This is a genomic window from Streptomyces olivoverticillatus (assembly GCF_014203555.1).
Taxonomy (GTDB): Bacteria; Actinomycetota; Actinomycetes; order Streptomycetales; family Streptomycetaceae; genus Streptomyces; species Streptomyces olivoverticillatus.
On record NZ_JACHJH010000005.1, the window covers coordinates 453,104 to 465,247 of the forward strand.

Annotated in this window: 11 protein-coding genes; 3 read left to right on the forward strand and 8 right to left on the reverse strand. The window is 74.8% G+C overall.

Annotated elements, in window-relative coordinates; translation table 11 throughout:
- Position 1: 1 nt before the first annotated feature.
- Entirely contained in the window at positions 2–370 is a 369-nt protein-coding gene (locus FHS39_RS19205; RefSeq protein ID WP_184350563.1) for a hypothetical protein, read from the forward strand.
- A gap of 55 nt (positions 371–425) precedes the next feature.
- Here the strand turns inward: FHS39_RS19205 and hutI are convergent, their stop codons facing one another.
- The 7 genes from hutI to FHS39_RS19240 form a co-directional block, all read right to left on the reverse strand.
- Positions 426–1,592: an imidazolonepropionase gene (hutI, locus tag FHS39_RS19210; protein ID WP_184350564.1), complete on the reverse strand. Its 1,167-nt coding sequence runs from the start codon at positions 1,590–1,592 to the stop codon at positions 426–428.
- 20 nt (positions 1,593–1,612) lie between these two features.
- The gene (locus FHS39_RS19215; RefSeq protein WP_184350565.1) at positions 1,613–3,046 is read right to left on the reverse strand and encodes a formimidoylglutamate deiminase; all 1,434 of its coding nucleotides are present in this window, start codon (positions 3,044–3,046) and stop codon (positions 1,613–1,615) included.
- Positions 3,037–4,224, reverse strand: a complete 1,188-nt coding sequence (locus FHS39_RS19220; protein ID WP_184350566.1) for an allantoate amidohydrolase — start codon at positions 4,222–4,224, stop codon at positions 3,037–3,039. The genes FHS39_RS19215 and FHS39_RS19220 overlap by 10 nt, the downstream gene beginning before the upstream one ends.
- 212 nt (positions 4,225–4,436) lie before the next feature.
- Positions 4,437–6,095, reverse strand: coding sequence for a urocanate hydratase (gene hutU / locus FHS39_RS19225; RefSeq protein WP_184350567.1), 1,659 nt, complete (start codon positions 6,093–6,095; stop codon positions 4,437–4,439).
- Between the two features lie 97 nt (positions 6,096–6,192).
- Entirely contained in the window at positions 6,193–7,602 is a 1,410-nt protein-coding gene (locus FHS39_RS19230) for an FAD-dependent oxidoreductase (RefSeq protein ID WP_184350568.1), read from the reverse strand.
- Positions 7,599–7,880, reverse strand: coding sequence for a (2Fe-2S)-binding protein (locus FHS39_RS25525; protein ID WP_184350569.1), 282 nt, complete (start codon positions 7,878–7,880; stop codon positions 7,599–7,601). Before FHS39_RS25525 ends, FHS39_RS19230 begins: the two co-directional genes overlap by 4 nt.
- On the reverse strand, positions 7,871–9,049 hold the full coding sequence (locus FHS39_RS19240; RefSeq protein ID WP_184350570.1) for an NAD(P)/FAD-dependent oxidoreductase: 1,179 nt from the start codon (positions 9,047–9,049) through the stop codon (positions 7,871–7,873). The genes FHS39_RS25525 and FHS39_RS19240 overlap by 10 nt, the downstream gene beginning before the upstream one ends.
- Before the next feature lie 129 nt (positions 9,050–9,178).
- Between FHS39_RS19240 and FHS39_RS19245 the strand changes: the two genes are divergently transcribed.
- Complete coding sequence (locus FHS39_RS19245) at positions 9,179–10,498, forward strand: type III PLP-dependent enzyme domain-containing protein (protein ID WP_184350571.1); 1,320 nt, start codon at positions 9,179–9,181, stop codon at positions 10,496–10,498.
- Here FHS39_RS19245 and FHS39_RS19250 read toward each other — a convergent pair.
- Entirely contained in the window at positions 10,482–11,084 is a 603-nt protein-coding gene (locus FHS39_RS19250; protein WP_184350572.1) for a hypothetical protein, read from the reverse strand. The two genes, FHS39_RS19245 and FHS39_RS19250, sit on opposite strands and share 17 nt — an antisense overlap.
- A gap of 216 nt (positions 11,085–11,300) precedes the next feature.
- Between FHS39_RS19250 and FHS39_RS19255 the strand changes: the two genes are divergently transcribed.
- Positions 11,301–12,119, forward strand: coding sequence for a peptidase (locus FHS39_RS19255; protein WP_184350573.1), 819 nt, complete (start codon positions 11,301–11,303; stop codon positions 12,117–12,119).
- Positions 12,120–12,144 lie beyond the last annotated feature (25 nt).

A 12,144-nucleotide genomic window follows, 5' to 3' on the forward strand; every position in this document is an offset into this window, starting at 1 on the left:
CATGAGACGGTTCCGCACGGCAGGTCTGGCAGTACTCGGGGCGGCGCTCTTCGCGTCCGTCGCGGCGAGCCCCGCACAGGCGTCGCCGGGCGAGACCCGTACGGTCTGCGCCAATTCGATGACGCCGGACGGCTGGGTCGACGTGAATTGGGGCGTCAACGCTTCGTGCGGTGGCGGGTCCTTGAGCCCGAACATCAAGATGATCAAGCAGGTGGACGGTCTTCCGGTCGGCAGCCAGGTCAACGCCTGTGCCACCACGCTCCCGCCGAAGGGCTGGATCAAGCTGCAGACCTACTACACCAGCAGCTGCCAGGCCTTCGTCAACCCGTCCTTCACGCCGAACGCCTGGCTGCTGCAGCGGGCCTCCTGAGGCTTGCCGCTCCGCACCGGCCGCGGTCTCTTCGGCGCGGCCGGTGAGAGCGGTGTCAGAGCGCGCGAACGCCCCGCTGCCAGACGGCCGAGACCAGCGGCACCCCCGGCCGGTAGGCGAGGTGGACGTGGCTGGGGGCGTCCAGCAGCAGCAGGTCGGCCCGGGTGCCCGGGGCCAGCCGGCCGATGTCGCTGCGGCGCAGGGCAGCGGCGCCACCCGCCGTCGCCGACCACACCGCCTCGTCGGGGGTCATGCCCATGTCGCGGACGGCGAGGGCGATGCAGAACGGCACGGACGAGGTGAACGACGAGCCGGGGTTGCAGTCGGTGGAGAGCGCCACTGTGACGCCCGCGTCGAGGAGACGGCGCGCGTCGGGCCACTGGGCGCGGGTGGAGAACTCCGCGCCGGGCAGCAGCGTGGCGACCGTCCCGCCCTGGGCCAGGGCGTCGACGTCGGCGTCGGTGAGGTGGGTGCAGTGGTCCGCCGAGGCGGCGCCCAGCTCCACGGCCAGCTGTACGCCCGGGCCGTGGCCCAGCTGGTTGGCGTGGACGCGCGGGGTCAGGCCCCGGGCCCGGCCGGCCTCCAGGATCGTACGGGCCTGGTCCCCGTCGAAGGCGCCCTTCTCGCAGAAGACGTCGACCCAGCGGGCGTGGGGCGCGCACGCGTCGAGCATCCCGCCGGTGACCAGCTCCACATAGCCCGCGGGGTCGTCCGCGAACTCGGGGGCCACGATGTGCGCCCCCAGGTAGGTGACCTCCTCGGTGTGGGCCGCGGCGATGCGCAGGGCGCGGGCCTCGTCCCGGGTCGTCAGGCCGTAGCCGGACTTGGTCTCCAGCGTGGTCGTGCCCTGGCGCAGGCCCTCACGGAGATAGCGCAGGAGGTTGGCCTCCAGCTCCTCGTCCGTGGCGGCGCGGGTGGCGGCGACGGTGGTGCGGATGCCGCCCGCGCTGTAACTCTGCCCGGACATCCGTGCGTTGAACTCGGCCGTGCGATCGCCCGCGAAGACCAGGTGGGAGTGGGAGTCGACGAAGCCGGGGAGGGCGGCCCGGCCGCCGGCGTCGACGGCGTTGTCAGTGGCGGGTGCTTTGCTTGTCCCACCGACCCAGGCGATGCGGTCGTCGTCGATGACGACCGCTGCGTCCTGGATCAGGCCGAGGGGGCCTTCACCGAGGGAGGGGTCGTTGGTGACGAGACTGCTGATGTTGATGATTGCCGTGCTCATGCTTGCTCCGGTCCTCGGCGTCAGCCGCTCAGGGCGGCGATGGAGTCGGCCAGCGCTCGCGGTACGTCGGGTACGAGCTGGTGCACCCCGTCGCGCACGACGTGCCGGCCTCCGACGACCGTGTGCCGGACGTCTGCGCCGGTCGCGGCGAATACCGCCGTCTCGGCACCCAGCCGCGCAGGGGGTCCGGCCGTACGGACGGAGTCCAGCGCGACCGTCGTGAAGTCCGCGAGCGCGCCCGGCTCGATCCGGCCCGCCTCGTCCCAGCCGAGCGAGGCGTGGCCGTCGGCGGTCGCGGCGCGCAGGAGGGCGGCGGCGGTCCAGTGACCGCGGGTGCGGGTGCGCAGGCGCTCGTCGAGCTCCATGGCGCGGGCCTCTTCGAACAGGTCGATGACGGCGTGGCTGTCGCTGCCGAGGGAGAGCGGACTGCCGGCCCTCTGGAGGGCGACGGCGGGGCCGATGCCGTCGGCGAGGTCGCGTTCGGTGGTGGGGCACATGCAGATGCCGGTGCGGGAGCCGCCGAGGAGGGAGATGTCCTCGTCGGTGAGGTGCGTGGCGTGCACGGCGGTGGTGCGCGGGCCGAGCACGCCGTGGTCGGCGAGGAGCCGGGTGGGCGTGCGGCCGTGCGCGGCGTGGCAGGCGTCGTTCTCGGCGGTCTGCTCCGAGAGGTGGACGTGCAGGGGTGCTTCGCGCTCGGCGGCCCAGTCGGCGACGGTGGACAGCTCGGCGGCGGGCACGGCGCGCACGGAGTGCACGGCCGCGCCGATGTGGGCGTGCGGTCCGGCGGGCTTGAGGGCGCTGACGCGCTCGGCCCAGGCGGCGGCCGTGCCGTCGGAGAAGCGGAGCTGGTGGGGGTTCGGGGCTTCCCCGCTGCGTCCATCTCCTATGCCGGCGGAGAGATAGGCGGTGTCGAGGAGGGTGATGCGGATGCCGGCGTCGGCGGCGGCCGCCATGAGGGCTTCGCCCATGGCGTTGGGGTCGGAGTAGGGGGTGCCGCCCGGGGCGTGGTGCAGGTAGTGGAATTCGCCGACGCAGGTGATGCCGGCCAGGGCCATCTCGGCGTAGGCGGCGCGGGCGAGGGCGAAGTAATTTTCGGGGGTGAGTCTGTCGGCAATGCCGTACATGACGTTGCGCCACGTCCAGAATGAATCAGGCGCCCGGCTCGCGCTCCGCGCAGGCGGAGGTGACCCCGCGTGGCTGTGCGCGTTGGCCAGTCCGGGGAGGGTGGAGTCGGGTGCCGCCTGCACAACACCCCGCAGAGCGCGGTGGAACGCATGGGAATGGCTGTTCGCCAGCCCCGGCAGGGTCAGCCCGCGCAGGGCGACCGCGCCCGGCGGCGGGGCCGGGACGTCGGTGCGTACGGCCGTGATCCGTCCGTCGGTGACGTCGACGGCCACGCCCGGCTCGACCGAGGCGCCGAGCCAGGCGTGCTCGGCCCAGTAGGTCACCTGCACGCGAGGCCCTCCAGTACATCGGCGAGTGCGGCCACCCCGGCCACGCAGTCGTCCTCGGCCGCCGTTTCGGCGGGGGAGTGGGAGACGCCGGTGGGGTTGCGCACGAACAGCATGGCGGTGGGGACGGTGCCGGACAAAATACCCGCGTCGTGGCCCGCGCCCGTGGGCAGCACGGGGACGCCGCCGAGCAGTTTCGCCAGCTCGTCGCGGAGGCCGTGCGCGAACTCCACGACGGGGGTGAAGGATTCCCGGGTGACGCGGACGCCGACGCCGTCGCGCTCGCCCCGTTCGACGGCGGCGCGCTCGATCTCGCCGACGACCTCGGCGAGGGTCTCCTCGTCGGCGGCGCGGGAGTCCAGCCAGCCGCGGACGAGGGAGGCGATGGCGTTGACGCCGTTGGGCTCGACGCTCACCTTCCCGAAGGTGGCCAGGGCCCCGGCGAGCCGTGCCTTCTTGCGGGCGGCCAGCACGGTGTTGGCGTAGGTGAGCATTGGGTCGCGGCGGTCCTCGATGCGGGTGGTGCCGGCGTGGTTGGCCTCGCCGTGGAAGTCGAACCGCCAGCGGCCGTGCGGCCAGATCGCGGAGGCGACGCCCACGGCGTGCGGGGTCTCTGCCAGGGCCCGGCCTTGCTCGACGTGGAGTTCGACGAACGCGCCGATGCGGGCGAGGCGCTCGGGGTCGGGCCCGATGGCCTCGGGGTCGTATCCGGCGCGCTCCATCGCCCGGGCGAGGGAGATCCCCTCGGCGTCCCGCAGCGCGTGGGCCTTCTCGGCCGTGAGCTGCCCGGCGGTCAGGCGGGAGCCGACGCAGGCGAGGCCGAAGCGGGCGCCCTCCTCGTCACCGAAGTTGACGATGGCGAGGGGGCGGCTCGGCCGGGCGCCGCGGGCGCGGAGCTCGTCGAGCGCGGCGAAGGACGAGACGACGCCGAGGGGGCCGTCGAAGGCGCCGCCGTCGGGGACGGAGTCGAGATGCGAGCCGGTGACGACGGCGTCCCCGGCGGCGGGGTCACCGAGCCAGGCCCACTGGTTGCCGTTCCGGTCGAGTTCGTAGGCCAGGCCCCGGCTTTCGGCCTGCGCCTGAAACCACGACCTGCAGTCGGCGTCGGCACCGGTCCAGGCGAATCGGCGGTAACCGCCGCTTTCGGGGTTCCGGCCCATCGGCGCGAGGTCGCGCCACATCTCATGAAACGAGGAGGGTGTGGGCAGTCGTCCGCCTGGGGCGGGACAGGTGGGCACACCCGGACCCGCACCCGGCAGCCCACGGTCTGCCCCACCGGGGGCACCCGCTTCGGGCGCGGCCCGGTGGTCGGGCTGCGCCCACCCTCCCCCAGAGCCTGAACGGCCTGGGAGGTACCCCCATCGCCCTGCGGGACGATTGCCCGCAGCGTTGCTCACTCGCCCTCCCGCATCGGGATACGGACCCCGCGGTCCTCCGCCACCGACTCCGCGATGTCGTAGCCCGCGTCCACGTGCCGAATGACCCCCATCCCCGGGTCGTTCGTCAGAACACGGCGGATCTTCTCGCCCGCCAGCGCCGTGCCGTCGGCCACCGTGACCTGGCCCGCGTGGATGGAGCGGCCCATGCCGACCCCGCCGCCGTGGTGGAGGGAGACCCACGACGCACCCGACGCCACGTTGACCATCGCGTTGAGCAGCGGCCAGTCCGCGATCGCGTCGGAGCCGTCGAGCATCGCCTCGGTCTCGCGGTACGGCGAGGCGACCGAGCCGCAGTCGAGGTGGTCGCGGCCGATGACGAGGGGGGCCTGCAGCGTGCCGTCCGCCACCATCTCGTTGAAGCGCTCGCCCGCGCGGTCCCGCTCCCCGTATCCGAGCCAGCAGATGCGGGCCGGCAGGCCCTGGAAGTGGACGCGCTCGCCGGCCATCTTGATCCAGCGCGCGAGGGACTCGTTCTCCGGGAAGAGTTCGAGCATCGCCTTGTCCGTCGCCGCGATGTCCTTCGGGTCGCCGGACAGCGCCGCCCAGCGGAAGGGGCCCTTGCCCTCGCAGAAGAGGGGCCGGATGTAGGCGGGGACGAAGCCGGGGAAGGCGAAGGCGCGCTCGTAGCCCGCCAGCTGCGCCTCGCCGCGGATGGAGTTGCCGTAGTCGAAGACCTCGGCGCCCGCGTCCTGGAAGCCGACCATGGCCTCGACGTGCCTGGCCATCGACTCGCGCGCCCGGACCGTGAAGTCGGCCGGCTTCTCGGCGGCGTAGGAGGCCATGTCGTCGAAGTCGACGCCGAGCGGCAGGTAGGAGAGCGGGTCGTGGGCGGAGGTCTGGTCCGTCACGATGTCGATGGGCGCGTTCATCGCGAGCAGCTGCGGCAGCAGCTCGGCGGCGTTGCCGAGGACGCCGATGGACAGCGGGCGGCGGGCGTCGCGCGCCTCCACGGCCAGCTGCAGGGCGTGGTCGAGCGAGTCGGCCTTCACGTCCAGGTAGCGGTGCTCGATGCGGCGCTCGATCGCGCGCGGGTCGCAGTCGATGCAGATCGCGACACCGTCGTTCATGGTGACGGCCAGCGGCTGGGCGCCGCCCATGCCACCGAGGCCGGCGGTCAGCGTGATCGTCCCCGCGAGAGTTCCGCCGAACTTCTTGGCGGCGACGGCCGCGAACGTCTCGTAGGTGCCCTGGAGGATGCCCTGGGTGCCGATGTAGATCCAGGAACCGGCCGTCATCTGCCCGTACATCGTCAGGCCGAGGGCCTCCAGGCGGCGGAACTCCTCCCAGTTGGCCCAGTCGCCGACGAGGTTGGAGTTGGCGATCAGTACGCGCGGGGCCCACTCGTGGGTCTGCATCACGCCGACCGGGCGGCCGGACTGGACCAGCATGGTCTCGTCCTGCTTGAGCGTCTGCAGGGTGCGGACCATCGCGTCGAAGGACCGCCAGTCGCGCGCCGCCTTGCCCGTGCCGCCGTAGACGACGAGCTTGTCCGGGTGCTCGGCGACCTCCGGGTCCAGGTTGTTCTGCAGCATCCGCAGCGCGGCTTCCTGCTGCCAGCCCTGGGTGCTCAGCTGCGTGCCTCGCGGTGCCCGCACGGGTCGCGGTCCTGACATGGGCCCTGCCTCCCTGGTTCCGGAACGGCTCCGCACCGTCCTGAAAGGAACGTACTGAATAGAACACTGCACAGTTTGGAGTGGTGAATAGCCCTAGTCAACAGGTGGCGGGAGGTCCGTCCGGCCCGGACGCCAGGTCGCCCAGGCGGACCGGGTGGGCCAGCGGGCGGCGGTCGGTCGCGAGCGTGTCGGCGGGCGGGCGGCCGAGGAGGCCCGCCACGAGGTCCGCCGCGTTGCGGCCGCAGATCCGGCCCTGGCAGGCGCCGAGGCCCACGCGGCAGGTGAGCTTGATGGTGCGCATGGCGTCCGCGCCCCGGTCCGTCACGGCATCGCGCAGCTGCCCGTAGGTCACCTCCTCGCACCGGCAGACGAGCGTGTCCTCGGTGAGCCGGCTCCGCCAGCCCTCGCGGATCGGGTACGTCTCCTCCAGCGCCGCCGCGAAGCGGCGCCCGGCGCGTACGCGCGCTGCCGCGGCCGCCTCGCGCGCCGGGACACAGGCGCGGCTCAGATCGGCGGCCGCCGCCAGCCCCGCCAGCTCGCCCTCCGCCGCCGCGGCCACCGGCCCGGCCACGCCGGTGACCTCCCCGGCCGCGTACACGCCCGGCGCCGACGTCGCCTGCCGCGCGTCGACGACGACGCGGCCGTCGCGCACCAAGCAGCCCGCCGCCAAGGGCAGTTCGAGCTGCGGGAGGAAGCCGTAGCCCACACAGAGCGCGTCCACGGGAGCGATGACGCGCTCGCTGCCGGGCACCACGCCCCACCGGGCGTCGAGCCGGGCGACGGTGACCGCTTCGACCCGGCCGTCGCCGTGCGCCGCGACCACCGCGCGACGGGAACGGCAGGGCACCCGGTGCCGCGCCAAGGCCCCGGCGTACGAAGCGAGTTCGGCAAGTAAAGCGGGGCCGCCGTCGCGCAGCGCCGCGGGGAGGTTGCGCAGCCAGCGGGACGGTTTCCCGGCCTCGTACACGCCCGCCACCCGGGACCCGGCCGTGAGCAGCGAGACGGCCGCCGGCAGCAGGAACGGGCCCGTCCCCGAGACCACCACCCGCCGCCCCACCGCCGTCCGCTGCCCCACGGCCAGAGCCCGCGCCGCGCCCGCCGTGACCACCCCCGGCAGCTCCCAGCCGGGAAACGGCAGCACCCGGTCATAGGCGCCCGTGCACAGCACCAGCGCGTCGGCGACCAGCGTGCGCTGCGTGCGCCCGGCGGCGTCGGCAGAGCCCTGCTGGAGGTGCACCAGGTGGCTTCCCGGCCGCGGGCCCGCCTCCAGAGCCCAGACGGTGGCGCGGGACAGGTGCTCGATACGCGGCTGCGCGACGACGGAACGCTCCAGCGGGTGCAGCCGGCGGGAACCGGGCTCGGCGAGCGGGTGCCGGTGGTACTGGCCGCCCACCCGGGGCTCACCGTCGACGAGGACCACCCGTATCCCGCCGCGCGCTGCGGCGAGCGCCGCGCGCGCCCCGGCGGGCCCGGCCCCGACCACCACCACGCGCGGCGGCGCGGTCACGCGCGCTCCCCGGCCGGTCCCGGCAGCGTGGCGCCGTCCTGCGTCTCGATCCGGTCCCCGTCGCACACCTCGCGCAGGCAAGCACGCACATCGGGCAGGCCGTTGACGGCGACCAGGCAGTCGTGGCAGACGCCGATGCCGCAGAAGAGGCCGCGGGGGCGGCCTCCGTGGCGCGTGCTGCGCCAGGCCGTGCGGCCCGTGGCGAGCAGCAGCGCCGCCACCGTCTGGCCCGGCCGGGCCGGGTGCGGCACACCGTCCACGTACACGGTCAGGGGCATCGGTTCTCCTCCTCGGCGAGGCCCAGTCCCGGGCGGGCGACCCGGAACGGCTCGGGGTCGACCAGCGGCGGCTCCCCGGTGAAGAGCTGCCCGAGGAGCTCGCCGGTCGCGGCGGCGAGCGCGACGCCCGCCCCCGCGTGCCCGGCGGCGTGCCACAGGCCCGGATGGCGCGGGTCCTCGCCGATGACGGGGAGGCCGTCGGGGGTGCCCGGGTGGAAGCCGCCGTAGGCGCGCAGCACGGGCACGCCGGCGAGCACGGGGAAGAGGGCGGCCGTGCAGCGGGCCAGAGCGCGCAGGTCGTCGGCGCGCAGCGCCTCGTCGGCCCCGGCGCGCCGGCGGCCGGAGGAGATCAGCACCTGGCCGCCGGGGGCCGCCCCGACCACCACCGGCGGCCCGCCGGCCACCGTGCCGTGCACCGTGTGCCGCACCGTGCCCGGCGGCAGCGGCGCCGTGACCAGCACGGTGCCGTACCGGGGCAGGACGGGCAGCGAGGCGCCCGCCGCCTCGGCCAGGGTCCCGGCCCGCGGCCCGCCGGCGTTGACCACCGCCCCGCACGGCAGCGGCCCGTCGGGGGTCTGCACGCCCACCACCCAGCCGTCGGCGCCGGTCAGGACGGACAGGACGTGCACGCCGGTGCGGATCTCGCCGCCGCGGGCCCGCACGGCGGCGAGCAGGGCGGTCGCGGCGAGGACGGGCTGGAGCCGGGCGTCCTCGGGGTAGTGGACGGCGGCGCGGACGGCGGGGGTGAGGTGGGGCTCGCGGCCGATTGCCTCGTCCGGCGTGAGCTCGCGGGCGTCGGCCCCGGCACTGCGCTGGGCGGCTGCCAACTCCCGTAACGCGGCGGCCTCTTCCGCGCGGACGGCGACGGCGAGGCCGCCTTTCCGCTCGTACTCGCAGGCCGCCCGGGCCGGGCCGAGCTCCTCGCGCAACGCGGCGAGCAGCAGCGGCCAGCGGCGCAGCGAGGCCATCGCCAGGGTGAGCCCGGGGCCGGGGGGCTTGTCGGAGATCAGCAGACGGCCGTCGCCACGGGCGGTCGTCTGCCCGGCGAGCGGCCCGCGCTCGGCGAGGAGCACCCGCACACCGCGCCGCGTCAGCGCTTCCGCGCAGGCCGCACCGACGATGCCACCGCCGACGACCACGACGTCGACGCCTTCCCCTAGAACGCGCATGCGTCGCACCGCCGTTCCCGAGAACCGCCGCGACCGTAAGCGCGCGGCGGGGTACGGGTCAACACCTCCTTCCGCCCGCCTGGCGGTCCCCCGGTTACGGCAAGGGGCGCGAGGGGGGAAGAAACCCGTATGGACAGTGCAGCGCACCGCCGCGACGCCGCCGTACGGGCAGCCGTGACGCAGGGCGTCGTCGGCCCCGGCCGCCCCATTGCGGGCCTGCTCGACGTGCGCGGCATGCGCGAAGCCGCCCGCGCCCTGAAAGCCGCCTTCGGCGGCCCCGCCCCGGCCCTCCACGCCTTCGCCGTGAAGGCCGCCCCCCTGGTCCCCGTCCTGCGCCTGCTCGCCGAGGAGGGCCTGGGCTGCGAGGTCGCGAGCCCCGGAGAGCTGGCCCTGGCCCGGGCGGCCGGCGTCGCGCCCGGCGACACCGTCCTCGATTCACCCGCGAAGACCACCGCAGAGCTGCGCGAGGCCCTCGCCCTCGGCGTCGCCGTCAACGCCGACAGCCGCGAGGAGCTGGCCCGCCTGGACGCCCTCGTCCGGAGCGCGCCGACCGCCTCGCCCCTGGGCCTGCGCGTCAATCCGCAGGTCGGCGGCGGCACCATCGACGCCCTGAGCACGGCCACCGCCACCTCGAAGTTCGGCGTGGCACTGCTCGACGAGGGGGCCCGCGACTGGCTGGTCCGCGCCTACGCCGAGCGGCCCTGGCTGACCCGGCTGCACGCCCACACCGGCTCCCAGGGCTGCCCGCCCGAGCTGCTCGCCGCCGGGGTCCGGGCCACCTACGAGCTGGCCGAGGAGATCAACGAGGCGGTGGGCGGACGACAGGTCCGGGCCATCGACATCGGCGGCGGACTGCCCGTCAACTTCGCCTCCGACGAGGTCACCCCGACCTACCGGGAGTACGCCGATCTGCTCGCGGCCACCGCGCCCGGCCTGTTCGACGGGCGCTACGGCCTGGTCACCGAATTCGGCCGGTCGCTGCTGGCCAAGAGCGGCATGGTGCTGGCCCGGGTGGAGTACGCCAAGACGGCGGGGGGCCGCCGCATCGCGGTCACGCACGCGGGCGCCCAGGTGGCCGTACGGACCGTGTTCGCGCCCGAGGTCTGGCCGCTGCGGGTCGCGGCCTACGACGCGCAGGGCCGGCCGAAGACGGCCGACCCCCTCCCGCAGGACGTCGCAGGGCCGTGCTGCTTCGCCGGCGACCTGGTCGCGACCGGCCGCACCCTGCCCCTGCTGGAGGCGGGCGACCACGTCGCGCTGCTGGACACCGGCGCGTACTACTTCTCCAGCCACTACGCGTACAACTCGCTGCCCCGCCCCGGGGTGTACGGCTTCGCCGCGGACCCGCAGGGCGTGCGTTTCGCGCCCGTCCGCGCCCCGCAGACGCTCGACGAGCTCGTCGCCGAGAGCGGCGGCGCGCACGCGGCGGACCTCAGCGCGCTGCGCTGACCGCGGCCCGGCCCCCGGCCCGCCCCGGCCTGCGCCTGGCGCCGCCGGGCGCCGCATCGCCCGCCGCCAGGCCGGTCGTCAGATAGCCGCTCACGGACCCGGCCGCGGGGCTGCCCTGGGCCCACTCCGTACGCACCCACAGCAGCGCTTCACCCCGGCGCTCCAGCGTGCCCAGCCAGAGGGCCTTCGCCCACAGCCCGGCGCCGAGCCCGGCCAGGGCCAGCCCAGCCGCCGCGGGCACCGCGAAGGACGAGCCGACGGCGGCCGGGAAGGCCGCGAGCAGCCACCAGCGCCGGCCCCGCCGCCAGTTCCGCGCCGTCACGGCCCGGTCCTGCAGGAAGACGGACCGGCTCGCCTTCGACGCACCTTGCGCCAGCTCTGCGTACCGTTTTCGTCGCGCCAGGAAGGCCGCCGCCGCCGTCGCGGCGAACAGCACCGCCCCGGCGAGCACCCCGATCCTGCGCCCCGTGAGCCCCGGCACCAAGGCACCGATTCCCGCGCTCAGCATCCCGAGCCACCACAGCAGGCGGGCGGGTGCCCGTACGATCACGGCCACCCGCGCCAGCGCATACGCCCCGCGCCCCACGTCGCAACCTCCTCGTCTCGTCCGGCAATCGCAGGCTAACGAAGGAATCTGAGGGAGAGCTGAGAACCGGCGGCTGCCGTGGCGGTCGTGTCGCCCGGTGTCACCTGTCGTGTTCCGTGTCTTCCTTCTCCAAGGTCCCGGGCGTACTGTCGGCGCCCGATCTGATGTGGCGTCAGTAATTTTCGGCTGCGGCACCGGACGAGAGGGGAACCCCAGGTGTCCCACGACCAACGGCACCCGGCACGCCGCACCGGCGCGCTCGTGGTCTCGGCGGCTCTGGCCGGTGGCACGTTCCTGCTGGCCGCACCGGCCGCGCAGGCCGAGACCGTCGATGTGAACTACCAGTGCAAGACCCCCATCGGGGACAAGAGCGCCGTGTCGCCCATCGACATCAAGGGCGTGCAGAGCGGCGACTCCTACAAGCTCACGATGTCCTTCCAGAAAGGCGTCTCCTCCAGCCCCATCGAGCTCGGCAAGGGCGCGATGAAGCCAAGTGCCGTCATCAAGCTCGGCGGCGCGGACAGCGGCACGGTGGACGTCTCCGGCCCGGCCAACGACCAGCCGATACCGCCCAACACCCCGATCAAGATCAGCGACCTGTCGGGCACGTACACGCCGAAGAAGAGCGGCCAGGTGACCTTCACGGCCGGGACCCTGACCATCCTCGCCCTGGGCACGACCACCACCTGCACCCCGTCGAACAACCCCAAGCCGTCCCTGACCCTCGACGTCAAGGCGCCCGGCGGATCCAGCGGCGGATCCAGCAGCGGCTCGTCGGGCGGCGCCACGAGCGGAGGGTCCTCCTCGGGCGGCGCGACCGGCGGCAGCACGGGAGGCAGCACGGGAGGCACCACGGGAGGCACCACCGGCGGCGGCACCGCGGGCAGCAGCACGGGAGGCTCCGGCGGCGGGCAGCTCCCGCAGACCGGCCCCGCCGACTCCGCCGTCGCCCTCGGCACCCTCGGCGGGACCGTGCTCCTCGCCGGAGCCGCGGGCACCCTCTGGCTCACCCGGCGGCGCCGCACCACCGGCTGACCTCCGACGCCCGACGCACAGGGAG

What these genes read in the sequence shown, in the direction of transcription:
- FHS39_RS19205 (WP_184350563.1), top strand. Translation starts at nt 2, where the DNA reads ATGAGACGGTTCCGCACGGCAGGTCTGGCAGTACTCGGGGCGGCGCTC.
- hutI (WP_184350564.1), bottom strand. Translation starts at nt 1,592, where the DNA reads ATGAGCACGGCAATCATCAACATCAGCAGTCTCGTCACCAACGACCCC.
- FHS39_RS19220 (WP_184350566.1), bottom strand. Translation starts at nt 4,224, where the DNA reads ATGTGGCGCGACCTCGCGCCGATGGGCCGGAACCCCGAAAGCGGCGGT.
- hutU (WP_184350567.1), bottom strand. Translation starts at nt 6,095, where the DNA reads ATGTCAGGACCGCGACCCGTGCGGGCACCGCGAGGCACGCAGCTGAGC.
- FHS39_RS25525 (WP_184350569.1), bottom strand. Translation starts at nt 7,880, where the DNA reads ATGCCCCTGACCGTGTACGTGGACGGTGTGCCGCACCCGGCCCGGCCG.
- FHS39_RS19240 (WP_184350570.1), bottom strand. Translation starts at nt 9,049, where the DNA reads ATGCGCGTTCTAGGGGAAGGCGTCGACGTCGTGGTCGTCGGCGGTGGC.
- FHS39_RS19245 (WP_184350571.1), top strand. Translation starts at nt 9,179, where the DNA reads ATGGACAGTGCAGCGCACCGCCGCGACGCCGCCGTACGGGCAGCCGTG.